This window comes from Gemmatimonadaceae bacterium, assembly GCA_040882285.1.
Taxonomy (GTDB): Bacteria; Gemmatimonadota; Gemmatimonadetes; order Gemmatimonadales; family Gemmatimonadaceae; genus JACDCY01.
In genome coordinates this window covers 122223-137968 of the sequence record JBBEBQ010000005.1, presented here as the reverse complement: position 1 = coordinate 137968, position 15746 = coordinate 122223, and the positions used below count along the sequence as shown (strand labels likewise).

The 15746-nt window shown below is 66.2% G+C and carries 10 protein-coding genes; all 10 read left to right on the top strand.

Features of this window, described 5'->3' with window-relative positions:
- The first annotated feature begins 3 nt into the window (after positions 1–3).
- Complete coding sequence (locus WEA80_01365; protein MEX1185223.1) at positions 4–2391, top strand: phosphoketolase family protein; 2388 nt, start codon at positions 4–6, stop codon at positions 2389–2391.
- A 28-nt stretch (positions 2392–2419) separates the two neighbouring features.
- Positions 2420–2956, top strand: a complete 537-nt coding sequence (locus tag WEA80_01360) for a hypothetical protein (GenBank protein ID MEX1185222.1) — start codon at positions 2420–2422, stop codon at positions 2954–2956.
- Positions 2883–3974 (top strand): ROK family protein, encoded by a 1092-nt coding sequence (locus tag WEA80_01355; protein ID MEX1185221.1) that lies wholly within the window; start codon positions 2883–2885, stop codon positions 3972–3974. Before WEA80_01360 ends, WEA80_01355 begins: the two co-directional genes overlap by 74 nt.
- A 299-nt stretch (positions 3975–4273) precedes the next feature.
- Complete coding sequence (locus tag WEA80_01350; protein MEX1185220.1) at positions 4274–5905, top strand: NAD(P)-binding protein; 1632 nt, start codon at positions 4274–4276, stop codon at positions 5903–5905.
- Positions 5906–5918: 13 nt separating this feature from the next.
- On the top strand, positions 5919–9575 hold the full coding sequence (gene nifJ, locus WEA80_01345) for a pyruvate:ferredoxin (flavodoxin) oxidoreductase (protein ID MEX1185219.1): 3657 nt from the start codon (positions 5919–5921) through the stop codon (positions 9573–9575).
- Positions 9576–9767: 192 nt separating this feature from the next.
- Positions 9768–11243: an NADP-dependent phosphogluconate dehydrogenase gene (gene gndA, locus WEA80_01340; protein ID MEX1185218.1), complete on the top strand. Its 1476-nt coding sequence runs from the start codon at positions 9768–9770 to the stop codon at positions 11241–11243.
- Complete coding sequence (gene zwf / locus WEA80_01335; protein ID MEX1185217.1) at positions 11240–12820, top strand: glucose-6-phosphate dehydrogenase; 1581 nt, start codon at positions 11240–11242, stop codon at positions 12818–12820. The genes gndA and zwf overlap by 4 nt, the downstream gene beginning before the upstream one ends.
- A gap of 7 nt (positions 12821–12827) precedes the next feature.
- Positions 12828–14189 (top strand): glucoamylase family protein, encoded by a 1362-nt coding sequence (locus WEA80_01330; GenBank protein MEX1185216.1) that lies wholly within the window; start codon positions 12828–12830, stop codon positions 14187–14189.
- 129 nt (positions 14190–14318) lie between these two features.
- Positions 14319–14525, top strand: coding sequence for a heavy metal-associated domain-containing protein (locus WEA80_01325; GenBank protein ID MEX1185215.1), 207 nt, complete (start codon positions 14319–14321; stop codon positions 14523–14525).
- A gap of 260 nt (positions 14526–14785) precedes the next feature.
- The gene (locus WEA80_01320; GenBank protein ID MEX1185214.1) at positions 14786–15712 is read left to right on the top strand and encodes a universal stress protein; all 927 of its coding nucleotides are present in this window, start codon (positions 14786–14788) and stop codon (positions 15710–15712) included.
- The last annotated feature ends 34 nt before the right edge of the window (positions 15713–15746 follow it).

The window sequence follows — 15746 nt, the reverse complement described above, 5'->3', positions numbered from 1 at the left end:
ACAATGCAAACCAACCCGCTCACTCCGGAACTGCTCCGCACGATCGACGCGTACTGGCGCGCCGCCAACTACCTGTCGGTCGGCCAGATTTACCTGCTGGCCAACCCGCTGCTCCGCGAGCCGCTGACGCTGGATCACATCAAGTCGCGCCTGCTCGGCCACTGGGGGACGACCCCGGGGCTGAACTTCATCTACGCGCACCTCAATCGCGCCATCAAGCGCCACGACCTCGACATGATCTACATTGCGGGCCCCGGACACGGCGGACCTGCCGTAGTGGCGAACACCTATCTGGAGGGCACCTACAGCGAGCTGTATCCCGAAGTGTCGCGGGACGCCGCGGGAATGCAGCGGCTGTTCAAGCAGTTCTCCTTCCCAGGAGGAATTCCGAGCCATGCTTCCCCGGAGACGCCGGGCTCAATCAATGAAGGTGGCGAGCTCGGTTACTCGCTGGCTCATGCATTCGGGGCGGCCTTCGACAACCCTGGCCTGATCGTGGCGTGCGTCGTTGGCGACGGGGAGGCCGAGACTGCCCCCCTGGCGGCCGCGTGGCACTCGAACAAGTTCCTCAATCCCGTCACCGACGGAGCGGTGCTGCCGATCCTGCACCTCAATGGGTACAAGATCGCCAGCCCCACGGTGCTCGCCCGGATCGGCGATGACGAGCTGAAAAGCCTGTTCCTCGGCTACGGGTATCGTCCTTACCTGGTCGAAGGCTCAGAACCCGAGGCAGCGCATCAGGCGATGGCCGCGACGCTCGACACCGTCGTCGCTGAGATCCGCGCGATCCAGGCGAGCGCGCGGACGAACGGTCGGGCCGAGCGTCCTCGCTGGCCAATGATCATCCTGCGCACCCCCAAGGGGTGGACCGGTCCAGCGACAGTAGACGGGAAGAAGACCGAGGGATCCTGGCGCTCGCACCAGGTGCCACTCGCCGAGATGGCCTCCAGGCCGGAACACGTGCGCCAGCTGGAGGCGTGGATGAAGAGCTACCGGCCCGAGGAGCTCTTCGACGAGGCCGGGACCCTCATTCCCGAGTTGGCCGGCCTGGCACCCACGGGCGACCGGCGGATGGGGGCCAATCCGCACGCCAACGGCGGGCTGCTGCTCCAGGACCTCGAGATGCCCGACTTCCGGGTCCATGCGGTCGCTGTCCCCAGCCCCGGGACCGTGCTGGCCGAGGCCACCCGGGTCCTCGGCCGTTTCCTGCGGGACGTGATGCAGCGGAATATGGACCAGCGCAACTTCCGGGTGTTCGGCCCGGACGAGACCGCGTCCAACCGGCTGGGCGCACTGTTCGAGGTGACCGACAGGACCTGGATGGCCGACCGGAGCCCGGACGATGAGCAGCTAAGCCCCGACGGGCGGGTGATGGAGATCCTGAGCGAGCACACCTGCCAGGGATGGCTGGAAGGGTACCTCCTCACCGGCCGACACGGCTTGTTCTCCTGCTACGAGGCGTTCGTCCACATCGTGGACTCGATGTTCAACCAGCACGCGAAGTGGCTGAAGGTGACGCGGCAGATCCCCTGGCGGCGGCCCATCGCGTCCTTGACCTATCTGTTGACGTCCCACGTTTGGCGGCAAGACCAGAACGGGTTCTCGCATCAGGACCCGGGCTTTATCGATCAGGTCGTCAACAAGAAGGCGGACGTGATCCGTGTGTACCTGCCGCCCGACGCCAACACGCTGCTCTGCGTCGCCGACCACTGCCTCCGGAGCCGCAACTACGTCAACGTCGTGGTGGCTGGCAAGCAGCCGGCGCTCCAGTACCTCGATATGGATGCGGCGGCGAAGCACTCCGAGGCCGGCATAGGGGTCTGGGAGTGGGCGAGTAGCGATGGCGGTGCCGAGCCGGATCTCGTCATGGCCTGTGCCGGCGACGTGCCGACCCTGGAGACGCTGGCGGCCGTCAGCCTCCTGCGCCAGCATGCCCCCGAGCTGAAGGTCCGGGTGATCAACGTGGTCGATCTCATGCGGCTCCAGCCGGCGGAGGAGCATCCCCACGGCCTCTCGCATGGCGACTTCGACGCGCTCTTCACGACCGACAGGCCCATCATCTTCGCCTTTCACGGCTACCCCTGGCTCATCCACCGGCTGACCTACCGCCGGACCAACCACCCGAACCTTCACGTCCGCGGCTACAAGGAGGAAGGGACCACCACGACCCCGTTCGACATGGCGGTGCGGAACGACCTGGATCGCTTTCATCTGGTCAATGATGCCGTGCGTCGGGTCCCAGGTCTGGCGCCCCGCGCCGCATATCTCACGGAGATCATCCGAGACACGCTCATCGAGCACAACCGCTACATCCGGCAATACGGTGAGGACATGCCGGAGATCCGTGATTGGCAGTGGAGTGAGCGCGGTCCTGACACACGCTCGCTCTGACCTGACAATCATCACGAGCGCGATACCCATGGCCACGATCGAGATCCGCATCCGCAGTCTCACGCAATTGCTGGACGTGCTGGATCCCGCGCCATTGCGGGAGAGAGTGCTGGATCGCAACGCCGAGGGCTATATCCTCGCCTGTGCCGGGAAGCACCGGGCGACAGAGCCGCTGAGCCTGCTCGTTCACCTTCCCCAGTCGCTGCGAGCTCACACGGCCGAGGCGGCCGACGCCATTCACCAACACTTTCGCCGGACCCACGCGCAGGGCGAGCGCAACTTTCGACGGCGGATGCGGATTGGCGGCCTTGCACTCGCGGTTGCCCTGGGCGTACTCGCCGGCAGCTTCTGGCTGCGCAGTCTGCTGAGCGCCGTCGAGGCGTCGACACTCGTTCAAGGGCTCGGTGAGGGTCTGCTGATTCTCGGTTGGGTGGTAATGTGGCGTCCGGTGGAAATCCTGCTCTGGGAGCACTGGGAGAGTCATCTGGATCATGCCATGCTCGAACGGCTGGCGAGCATCCCGGTCGAGTTCGTCTTCCAGCCCGATGCGGAGCGGCAGGCATGACCGTGATCCGCCACATCGAACGCCGTTTTTCGGTGACGTGATGACAGCAGATGGTACGCTGGCGGTCGGCGTGGATCTCGGGGGCACCAAGATCCAGGCTGTAGTCGTCGATGGCGCGGGTGGCGTAGTACGGCGGCACCGGCGTCCCACGGACGCCTCGCGTGGAGCGGACGCGGTGATCGGCGACATCGTCGCCTGCATCCGCGACGCCTGTCTCCCCGACCTGGAGGGATCCGTCGTGGCGGTGGGCGTCGGCGTCGCCGGGCAGGTCGACGGGACAACCGGCGCGGTGCGCTATGCGCCCAACCTGGGGTGGCGTGACATCCCGCTTGCCAGCCTCCTCGGTGTGCGGCTGGCGCTGCCGGTCTCAGTACTAAACGATGTGCAAGCCGCCGCGTACGGAGAGCACCGGTTCGGCGCCGGGCGCGGCGTCGGTGACCTCGTCTGTCTCTTCATCGGCACCGGCGTTGGCGGGGGCGTCGTCGCCCGCGGCGAGTTGCTCCAGGGCTGCACGGGGTCTGCCGGCGAACTGGGCCACGTGACGATCGACAGAGACGGGCCCCTTTGCCGCTGCGGTAACCGCGGCTGCCTCGAGGCGTTCGCCGGCGGCTGGGCTATCGCGGCGCGGGCCCGTGAGGCAGCCACCGCGGACGGGGTGGCGGGTGCCACACTCCAAGCACTGGCCGGGGGCGATTTGGAGCGCATCACCGCGGAAACCGTGGCAGAGGCCGCCCGCCGAGGCGACCCGCTGGCCCAGCAGATCGCCGGCGAAGCCGGGGAAGCGCTCGGCATCGGCGCTGCCTCGATCGTGAACGCGTTCAATCCCTGCGCGCTGATCCTCGGAGGAGGGGTAATCGAAGGATTCCCGCAACTCATCGCGGCCATGCGCGCGGGCATCGCCCAGCGCGCGCTCGCCTGGCCTGGCGCTGCGGTCCGCGTGGTCAAGGCAGCTCTGGACCGCGACGCCGGAGGCATCGGCGCGGCCGAGTGGGCCCGCCGAACGCCTGGCTCCGACTAGGATGTCCGTGCCCGGCTTCCGCCTTACGAGTTGAGCGAGCGCGGCACCAGTCCTCGGCTCGTATCCGAGCGTCGGCCGAAAGAACGGAAGGTCGCTCACGGCGGGGCTCCGGGCTCCGCGAACCGCGATGCTCACCGCCCCCTCACCTGTCCCTCAGCTTCCGCGCACAACATCAGGGACACTCGTCGTCGGCGTGCGTGCCTGGCGCTGACTTGGGAGGCAACAGATGCGTGAGACGTTCTGGGGCGCAGCGGTCGTGGCATTGGCGCTCGCATGCTAGCGATCCGAACTGCGCCGCCATGACCACTGGGCAGTCGGACTTCACTCCCATCATCGACATGGTCGCCCAGCCGGGCACCGGACCGGTGCGCACGCGACGTCCGGTGTACGTCGATCTCCTGCCGCCCTGCAACAACGCTTGTCCGGCCGGCGAGGACATTCAGGCTTGGCTCGCGCTCGCGCAGGCTGGCCGCTACCGCGAGGCTTGGCTCACTCTGGTCAGAGACAACCCGCTGCCAGCTGTGCACGGGCGGGTCTGTTATCATCCGTGCGAAACGAGCTGCAATCGGCAGTGGGTCGACAGCGCAGTCTCCATCCACGCAGTCGAACGCTTCCTCGGCGACTTGGCGACGCACGAGGGGTGGCCGCTGCCGATCGATGCTCCACCGAGCGGCAAGCGGGTGCTCATCGTTGGCGCGGGACCGAGCGGTCTGTCGGCCGCCTACCACCTCGCGCGGCTGGGCCACGCCGTCGAGATCCGCGATGCCGGCCCGCTGCCAGGCGGGATGATGCACTTCGGCATCCCCGCCTATCGACTGCCGCGCGAGGAACTCATGAGGGAGGTGCGGCGGATTGAGGCGATGGGTGTCACGCTCGTGCTGAACCACCGGGTCGACGACCTCCTCGCCGAGAAGGAAGGCGGGCGCTTCGACGCGGTGTTCACCGCGATCGGAGCACACGCCTCGAAGCACATCGACATCCCGGCGCGCGACGCCGCCAGGGTGCTCGATGCCGTGAGCTTTCTGCGACGCGTCGGCTCGGGCGAAGCACCGCGTCTCGGGCGTCGGGTCGTGATTTACGGTGGCGGCAACACGGCGATGGATGCCGCGCGGACGGCGAAGCGCCTCGGCGCCGAAGAGGCGTTGATCATCTATCACCGCGACCGTGCTCATATGCCAGCGCACGCCTTCGAGGCCGATGAGGCGCTCGAAGAGGGCATCAAGATCAAGTGGCTGACGAGCATCAGGGAGATCGCGGGGTCGACGTTGACGGTCGAGGTCATGGAGCTCGATCACGACGGCCGGCCGCGACCGACGGGTCAATTCGAAATGCTGGAGGCGGACGCCGTCGTGCTGGCGCTCGGGCAACAGACGGACAGCGCCTTCCTGAGGATTGTCCCTGGGATCGAATTCCAAGCTGATGGTACGGTCACGGTCGCGCCGAACATGATGACCGGTCATCCAGGGATCTTCGCCGGCGGCGACATGGTGCCGAGCGAGCGCACCGTAACGACCGCGGTCGGACATGGGAAGAAGGCCGCACGGCACATCGATGCCTGGCTGCGTGGCGGCGCGTACCGGTCGCCACCAAAGCATCCGGTCGTGTCGTTCGAGATGCTGCAGCTGCCGATCTACAGCGACGCCGACCAGGCCGCGCAACCCGTGCTGCCGGTCGCCGCGCGCACGACCAGCTTCGCTGAAGTACTCGCCGGGCTGAACGAAGATGAAGCGCGGTACGAAGCACAACGTTGCCTGTCGTGCGGCAACTGCTTCGAATGCGACCAGTGTTACGCCGCGTGCCCCGAGCAGGCGATCGAGAAGCTCGGGCCCGGGCGGCGGTACCGCTACATCTACGACCGCTGTACGGGATGCGCGATCTGCTTTGAGACGTGTCCCTGCCACGCCATCGACATGGTGCGAGAGCAGGGCTGAGCGGAGAGAACCGATGCAGATCGATGGGACGCTGACCGACACTCTCGACGGCAACACCGCGGTTGCGCACGTTGCGTATCGAGTCAATGAGGTGTGCGCGATCTACCCGATCACTCCCTCCTCGACGATGGCGGAGCTCGCCGACGAATGGTCGACGCAGGGCCTCACCAACATCTGGGGGAATGTCCCCGTCGTCCAGGAGATGCAGAGCGAGGGGGGGGCCGCTGGCACGGTCCACGGCGCGCTCCAGTCGGGCGCGCTGACGACGACGTTCACGGCATCGCAAGGACTGATGTTGATGCTGCCGAACATGTACAAGATCGCGGGCGAACTCACCTCCACCGTGTTCCACGTGGCGGCGCGAGCGCTTGCGACCCAGGCGCTGTCGATTTTCGGCGACCATTCCGACGTGATGGCGGCGCGTCCGACCGGCTTCGCGCTGCTATCGTCGGGCACGGTGCAGGAGGCGCACGATGCGGCGCTGATCGCGCAGGCGGCGACGCTGGAGTCGCGGATCCCGTTCCTGCACTTCTTCGATGGTTTTCGCACGTCGCATCAGCTCGACAAGATCGTGGTGCTGTCCGATGCCCAGATCCGCGCCATGATCCGCGACGATCTCGTCCGCGCGCACCGGGCGCGCGCGCTGACGCCGGAGCATCCAGTTGTACGTGGCACCGCGCACAACGCGGACACGTTCTTCCAGGCGCGTGAGACGGCGAACCCGTACTACGCGCGGGTGCCCGCGATCGTGCAGGCCGCAATGGACAGGTTCGCCGCGCTCACCGGCCGCGCGTATAAGCTGTTCGACTACGAAGGTCCGGCTGACGCCGAACGTGTGGTCGTCCTGATGGGCTCGGGGGCGGAGACTACCCGCGAGACCGCGGCGTTTCTGCTGCAGGCTGGCGAGCGGGTCGGCGTGCTGCAGGTGCGGCTCTATCGGCCGTTTTCGGCCGGGCATTTCCTCGCGGCGCTTCCGGAGTCTTGCCGCGCGATCGCGGTGCTGGAGCAGGCCAAGGAGCCTGGCGCGCCGGGTGAGCCGCTCTACATCGATGTTGTAACGACGCTGGCCCAGGCCGTTGCTGGCGGCCAGCGCGAGACGATGCCGCGCGTTGTCGGTGGTCGGTATGGACTTGGCTCGAAGAACTTCAACCCCGCGCAGGCGAAGGCGGTGTTCGACGAGCTGCAGAAGGCGCAGCCGAAGCATGGTTTCACCGTCGGAATCGATGACGACGTGTCTCAAACGAGTCTGCCGGTCGATCCGGACTTCTCGATCGAGCCCGATGATATCGTCCGCGCGTTGTTCTTCGGTCTCGGCGCCGACGGTACGGTTGGCGCGAACAAGAACAGCGTCAAGATCATCGCCGAGGATCCGGCGATGCACGCGCAGGGCTACTTCGTCTACGACTCGCACAAGTCGGGCGCGCAGACGATCTCGCATCTGCGCTTCGGGCGGCGGCCAATCCGCGCGCCCTACCTGCTGGAGTCGGCCAATTTCATCGCCTGCCATCAAGCGAGCTTTCTCGACCGGATCGATGTGCTGCGTCTCGCGGTCGAAGGAGGGACGTTCCTGCTTAACACGCCGCACGGACACGAGGCCGTGTGGGACCGGCTGCCGCATTCCCTTCAAACGCGGATCATCGAGAAGAAGCTCCGTTTTTTCGTGATCGACGCATCCAAGGTCGCGCAGGCCGCCGGCCTGGGCGGGCGGATCAACACGGTGTTGCAGACGTGCTTCTTCGCGATCTCCGGCGTGCTGCCCCGCGACGAGGCGATCCGGCGAATCAAGGCGTCGATCGAGAAGACGTACGGCGGGAAAGGCGCGGACGTGGTGCGCCAGAACTTCGACGCGGTCGATCGCGCGTTAGGCAACCTGTTCGAGGTGAAAGTGCCGGCTGTGGCGACGAGTGCGTTCGATCGGCCGCCGATCGTCCCGGTCCAGGCGCCGGAGTTCGTGCAACTGGTCACCGCGAGGATGATGCAGGGCCGCGGCGACGAGCTTCGTGTCAGCCAGTTCCCGGTCGATGGCACCTGGCCGTCGGGCACCGCGGCGTTCGAGAAGCGCAACATCTCCGACATCGTGGCCATCTGGGACCCGGATCTCTGCGTGCAATGCGGTCAGTGCGGCTTCGCTTGCCCGCACAGCGTCATCCGGGCCAGGTACTACGACGCGGACGCGCTTGGTGGCGCGCCGGCGACCTTCAACTCGGCGCCGGTCAACGCCCGCGGTTACCCCGGAGTGCGCTTCTCGCTCGAGCTCTATGTGGAGGACTGCACCGGCTGCGGCGTCTGCGTCGAGGTTTGCCCGGTGCACAGTCCGCGCGACCCGGCCGTGAAGGCGATCAACCTCGGGCCGAAGGCGCCGCTTCTCGAATCCGCACGCGCCAACATCCAATTCTTCGAGACGCTGCCGGTAAACGATCGGGCGCGTGTCGATTTTGCCACGGTGCGCGGCGTGCAGTTCCTGGAGCCGCTGTTCGAGTTCTCCGGGGCCTGCGGTGGCTGTGGTGAGACGCCGTACCTCAAGCTGCTGTCGCAGTTGTTCGGCGATCGGCTGCAAATCGCCAACGCGACGGGCTGCTCATCGATCTACGGCGGCAACCTTCCGGTCACGCCCTGGACCAAGGACGCCGCCGGGCGCGGGCCGGCGTGGTCGAATTCCCTGTTCGAAGACAATGCGGAGTTCGGCCTGGGCTTCCGGCTTGCCGCCGACAAACACCACGAGCTGGCAACCGCACTCGTACGCCGGCTCGCGCCGGGTGTCGGCGAGGATCTCGCTCGTGCCATCCTCGACGCACCGCAGGAGCGCGAGTCCGAGCTCCGCGCCCAGCGGGCTCGCGTCGACGCGCTGAAGCAGAAGCTCGCGACGATGGACGACGAGACCGCGCGCGACCTGCTGTCCGTGGTCGACCACCTGGTTCGGCGCAGCATCTGGATCGTTGGTGGCGACGGGTGGGCCTACGACATTGGCTACGGCGGGCTCGACCACGTGCTGGCGACCGGCCGCGACGTCAACCTGCTGGTGCTCGACACCGAGGTCTACTCCAACACCGGCGGTCAGGCCTCGAAGGCAACGCCTCTGGGCGCGGTCGCCAAATTCGCCGCTGCTGGCAAACGCGTGGCGCGCAAGGATCTGGCGTTGCAGGCCATCGCATACGGCAACGTGTATGTCGCGCAAGTGGCGATGGGTGCCAACCCGCAGCAGATGCTGCTCGCCTTCCGCGAGGCGGAGGCTTATGCGGGCCCCTCGCTGATCATCGCGTACAGCCAATGCATCGCGCACGGCTTCGACCTGCGCTACGGTATGAAGCAGCAGGATCTGGCGACGGCGAGCGGCTACTGGCCGCTGTTCCGTTTCAATCCGGCGATGCGCACGGTCGGCGAGCGACCGTTCCGGCTCGACTCGCCGCGGCCGACGATCCCGTTCAAGGACTACGCCTATAACGAGCTGCGTTATCGCGCGCTCGCCTCCAGCGATCCGAAGGCGGCCGAAGAACTGTTGGCGAAGGCACAGCAGGTCGTGGCGGAGAAATACCGGCAGTACGAGGAATTAGCGAGCCGCGGTGGCGAGTGCTTCCATCCCAACTGCGACCATGGCGGTGCCGAGCCGTTGGCCGGACGAGCAGCGCCGGTCGCAGGGACCGCCATGGACACCGGCTCGTTGGCAAGATGAGCGGCTGGCGCCCGGTCGGTTGCGCTGGTTCTCAGTTGCCGTTCAGCAGCCGTTCAGCTTGTCGAAGCATTATCAGCCTCAACGCGAGGACATTGTGATGCAGGCCATGAAAGCGGCGAAGGTGAGCCGCGAAGTCAGGGAAATCCGACGTGCGGCAATGACGCGTCAGGTCGCGGCCGGACCGGATTTCGGGTGGCAGCGTTGACGGCGGTGGCATCGCCGTCCGCGGAGATAGGAGTCGTCGGCCTCGGTGTCATGGGCGAGAACCTCGCGCTCAACATCGAGGATCACGGCTACAAGGTCGCGCTCTGGACCCGCACCGACGGGAAGGTGCAAGGCTTTATCGAGAGGAGCGGTGCGAACAAGCAACTGGTCGGCACGCGGACGCTCGGGGAGTTTGTCGCGGCACTGGCGCCACCGCACCGCATCCTGCTGATGGTGACGGCCGGCGAGCCCGTGGACCAGATGCTCGACAAACTGACCCCGTACCTGTCGCCCGGCGATGTCGTGATCGACGGCGGCAACTCGTTTTTCCGTGACACCCAGCGGCGCGAAGCCGCTATGCGCGTCCGGGGCGTCAGTTTCGTCGGGATGGGCGTTTCCGGCGGCGAGGAGGGGGCGCGCTTCGGTCCGTCGCTGATGCCGGGTGGCGCGCGCGCCGCGTATGACCTCCTGCGGCCGATCCTCGAATCGATTTCCGCGAAGACGGATTCCGGCCCCAGCGTGACCTACGTCGGACCGGACGGCGCCGGCCACTACGTGAAGATGGTCCACAACGGCATAGAGTACGGCGTCATGCAGCTGATCGCCGAGGCGTACGACGTGCTCCGCCGCGGCGTCGCACTGCCGGCGAATGAAATGGCTGACATCTTCGCCGAGTGGAACAACGGACCGCTCGAGTCATATCTCATCGACGTCGCGGCGAAGGTGCTCGCTGCTCGCGATCCTGAGACCGGGAATCCGCTTGTCGAGATGATCCTGGACCAGGCCGGACAGAAAGGGACCGGCAAATGGACCGCGCAGTCCGCGCTCGACCTCGGCGTACCGATTCCCACAATCGCGGCGGCGATTGATGCGCGCATCCTGTCCAGCATGAAGGCCGAACGCCTGATCGCCAGCACGTTGCTCACGAGCGCGGCAATGGGCCGCATCACGGAGGACTCGCGCGAAATGGTCCGCGCCGTCCGCGACGCCCTCCGCGGTGCGACTGTCTGCGCGTACGCGCAGGGGATGAGCCTGCTGCGCGTGGCATCCGGGGAGTACGGCTGGGGCGTGGACCTGCGGGAGATCGCGCGTATCTGGAAAGGCGGGTGCATCATCCGCGCGCGGCTGCTCGATACGCTCATGCACGCGTTCGAGCGAGCGCCAGATCTACCAAACCTGCTGCTCGATGCCGACGTCCGTCCGTGGCTGGCGGAAGCCGAGCCAGGGTGGCGGCGCACAGTGTCGGCTGGAGTCGCGGCAGGCATTCCCTTGCCGGCGATGACGGCGGCCCTCTCGTATTTCGACGGCTATCGCACCGCGCGGTTGCCGCAAAACCTGACCCAGGCTCAGCGCGACTTCTTCGGCGCGCACACTTATCAGCGCGTCGATCGGCCGGAGGACGGGTTCGTCCACACCGACTGGCCCGGCTTGATCGGGCAGTCCGCGCGGGGCCGACCGGAATGAGCTCCCCGGTGCCACCGGCGACTCCCGACACCGGCGACCCTGGCCGCGGCAATGGCGTAACCGAGTCCTGCACGATCGTCGTCTTCGGCGCTTCCGGGGACCTGACGCGACGAATGGTGATGCCTGCCATCTTTCGACTCGCGCGGCGCGGTCTCTTAGCCCCCGAGTTTCGCCTGATTGGCTATGCGCGCACCAGGCTGACGGACGACGAGTTCCGTGCGCTGGTGCGAAAGGCTGCGCTGCGCGAGCCGCGGGAAGGGGACGAGGCGGCGTGGAGTGATTTTGCCGGCCGACTGTCCTATATCGCTGCCGAGTACGACCGCGGCGACTTGCAAGGCTACATGGAGCTCGCGCGGCGGCTGGAGCAGCATGGCAGCGGAGCGGGAGCGGGGGCGGGGGCGCGGCGGCTCTTCTATCTCGCCACGCCGCCCGCGCTGTTTGCGCCGATCATGAACCACCTGAGCGATGCAAAGCTCGCCGGCACTGCATACCAGCCCGCCGCCGGAGGCTGGGCTCGCGTCGTCGTCGAAAAACCATTCGGGCACGAGCTGGCGTCGGCCCGTTCGCTCAATGCCGAGCTTGCCCGCAACTACGATGAGAACGATGTCTATCGCATCGATCATTACCTCGGCAAGGAAATCGTGCAAAACCTCTTCGCGCTCCGTTTCGCCAACGCCATCTTCGAGCCCGTCTGGAATCGCAATTACATAGATCACGTTCAGATCACGGCGGGAGAGACGCTTGGCGTTGAGGGGCGGGGAGGTTACTACGAAACGGCCGGCGCTCTGCGCGACATGGTGCAGAACCACCTAATGCAACTCTGCGCCCTCGTGGCCATCGAGCCCCCCGCCGAATGGAACCCGCGCGCCGTACGCGATGAAAAAGTGAAAGTGTTGCGCGCCGTCCGGACAATCCCGCCGGACGATGTCGGCAGCTCCGCCGTGCGCGGGCAGTACGGCGCGGGCTTCATCGCAGGCGAGCCGGTGTCAGCCTATCGCGAGGAGGAGAAAGTATCAGCGGCCTCCTACGTGGAGACCTACGCTGCGCTCAGGCTCCACATTGATAACATGCGCTGGGCGGGAGTGCCCTTCTACCTGCGGTCCGGTAAACGCCTGCCGAAGCGCGCGACCGAGATCGTGGTTGAGTTCAGGCCTGCGCCCCACACTCCGTTCCTTCCCGGCGGAGCCGGCGGCTCAGGAGTGCGCCCGAACAAGCTCGTCGCCAGCATCTCTCCGCACGAGGGGGTTGTCCTGCAGGTGGAGGGGAAACTGCCGGGACAGGACATGCAGCTCCGGCGCATCGACCTCGACTACTGCTATACGCGCGACCCGAAGGCGGCGGAGTCGCCGTCCGCTTACGAGCATCTTCTCCTCGACGCGCTGCGCGGCGATCCAACGTTCTTTGCCCGCGCAGATGAAGTCGAAGCCGCGTGGGAGATCGTGCAGCCGGTGCTCGCCAAGTGGGAAGCGGAAAGAGCGACGAACTTCCCGAATTACGCGGCTGGCTCCGCGGGTCCCCTGGCGGCTGACAAGCTGCTCGCCCTCGACGGGCGGCGCTGGCATTCGCCCGAAGAATGAGCCGCAAGTGACCGCTGCCGACTTTTTCCGCGCTGGCGACAAGGCGCGTGCAGACCACGGTGAAGGCCATGTGAACCACCGAAAGCCAACCACCGATGCCGATCTGGACCAGCTCCAGCACGAATCGTTCAACTACTTCCTGTATGAGGCGAACGCCAGCAACGGGCTGGTGATCGACAAGACAGCGCCGGACTGGCCCGCGAGCATCGCCGCCACCGGCCTGGCGCTCGCGGCATATCCCGTCGGGGTCGAGCGGGGTTACATGTCGCGTGCCGCGGCAGTAGAACGAACGCTCACCACGCTGCGCTTCTTCTGGAACAGCTCGCAAGGTCCGGAGCTGGATGCCACCGGCTATAAAGGGTTCTATTACCACTTTCTCGATATGCATACCGGCCGGCGCGCCCGGCAATGCGAGCTGTCAACGGTGGACAGCACGTTTCTGTTGGCCGGCGCATTGGCGGCGCGACTTTATTTTGACGCGGATACGTCCGACGAGCGGGAGATCCGCTCCCTGGCCGACGCGCTGTATCGCCGCGCGGATTGGCAATGGGCGCTGGATGGAGGCTCGACCGTAACTCACGGCTGGAGGCCCGAGAGCGGCTTTCTCGAATATCGATGGGAAGGCTACGACGAGGCGTTGCTGCTCTATGTCCTTGGACTAGGCTCGCCCACGCATCCCTTGCCGGAGGCGAGCTACCCGGCGTGGTGTTCCACCTACGAGTGGAAACGGATTTACGGCCAGGAGTATCTCTACGCCGGGTCGTTGTTCACCCACCAGCTCTCGCATGTCTGGATCGACTTTCGCGGCATCCAGGATGCCTTCATGCGTGATAAAGGCATTGACTATTTCGAGAACAGCCGCCGCGCTACGTACGTGCAGCAACAGTACGCGATCGAGAACCCGCTGGAGTTCGAGGGCTATGCTGCCGATTGCTGGGGTATCACCGCCAGCGAAGGTCCCGGTCCAGGCAGCATGAGGGTCAATGGCATCGAGCGGGAGTTCTTCGATTACGTGGCGCGCGGCGTACCGTACGGACCGGACGACGGGACCATTGCGCCGTGGGCCGTGGTGGCGTCGTTGCCGTTTGCGCCCGAGATCGCGCTGCCGATGCTCGGCTATTGCATTCACGAGGCGAAGCTGACACAGCCGAATCCATACGGCTTCAAAGCGTCGTTCAACCAGACCTTCCCCGGAGAAGGAGACACTCCGCTCGGCTGGGTATCGCCGTGGCATTTCGGGCTGAACCAGGGCCCGATCGTTCTGATGATCGAGAATTATCGCACGGGCTTGTTATGGCGGTTGATGCGAGGGTGCCCGTATCTGATCAGCGGCTTGCGGCGTGCGGGATTTTCCGGGAGTTGGGTATAGAGTCCTGACTTCCGCCGTGCCGGCGCGTTCAGAATGTCAGCGGGCGCGCAGTGCTCATCTGCCCCTCAGGCTGGCTTCAGGCGCGGGCTCGACATTACAGGCGTTACCAATCGTCCTCGAGGAGGAGCCATGGATCCGCTTACCATACCCATCCGCGGCATGAGCTGCGACAACTGCGTGCGCGAAGTCGGGGAGGCAATCCGCCGCGTTCCCGGCGTGCTGAGCGCGGACGTCAGCATCGGGTCTGCGACTGTTGCGTACGATCCGGCGATCGCCAACGGTGCCGTCATCGCCGCTGCGATCGCGTTCGCCGGCTATACGCCGCAGGAGGCGTGAGGCGCACCGCTGACTAATGGAGTAAATCATGAGGTGGCTTGCGCAGAACTGGCTCTGGCTTGTCGTGGCCGTGTTGTTCGTAGTAATGCATCTCGGCCACGGAGGCCACGGAGGCCACGGAGGCCACGGAGGCCACGGAGGCCACGGAGGCCACGGGCGCCACGGCGGCCGCCGCCGGCCGCGGCGCGACGACGAGAAGAACCGAGACGTCTCACCGCGGGACGAGCGTCCCTTCGGGCGCACGGGACACCCGCACTAACATGTACACTTCGATCGCTGTTCCGCTCGACGGCTCCGCATTCGGAAGGCGTGCGCTGCCAGCCGCGCTCGCGCTGGCTCGCCGCAGCGATGCGGCAGTGCACCTCGTGCACGTGCACGAACCGGTCGTGTACTCCGGCAGCGCATCGATGCACGAAACGCGGCTTGACAGTGAGCTGCGGCGGGAGATGCGGACGGACCTGAGCGCTCTCGCGGAGCAGCTCACACGGGAAACGTCGCTACCGGTGAAAGCGGAATTCCTGGACGGGCCGGTAGTTCCCACGCTCCAGCGATATCTCGCCGGGCGCTCCCACGATCTGGTGGTGATGATGACGCACGGACGGGGCGGACTGAGCCGCGCCTGGCTGGGCAGCGTTGCGGACGGACTCCTGCGCGGCACGCCGGTGCCGCTGCTGCTGGTGCGATCCGGGGCGGAATGGCCGGGCGATCTTCTCGAGCCGCTCTTTCGCCGCGTTCTGATTCCGCTCGACGGCTCCGCGATGGCCGAGGAGGTGCTGGATATCGTACTGTCGCTTGGGACACCGGACGTTACCGTGTACACGCTGCTGACCGTCGTGGTGCCACCGCCGCTGCTAGCTCAATCGTATCCGGGCTCCGAACCCTTTACCCTGGCATCCGATGTCGAGCCTCGCGTCGCCGAGGAACTGGCATACCTGAACCGGACGGCCGAAGAGCTGCGCGAGAGCGGTGCCCTGGTGGAGACAAGGGTAGTGGTGCATCAGCGGCCGGCAGCTTGCATTCTCGAGTATGCGGAGCAGCAGGACATTGACTTGATCGCGCTGTCCGCACACGGGCGCGGCGCCTTATCGCGGTTTTTCCTCGGCAGCGTCGCCGACAAGGTAGTGCGCGGTGCCGCCGTGCCCGTTCTGGTTCGCCGCCCCGCGCACGACCCTGACCAGCTAGGCTAATCGAGCGCGCGGCCGGCGTCATCGCGAGCGTTCT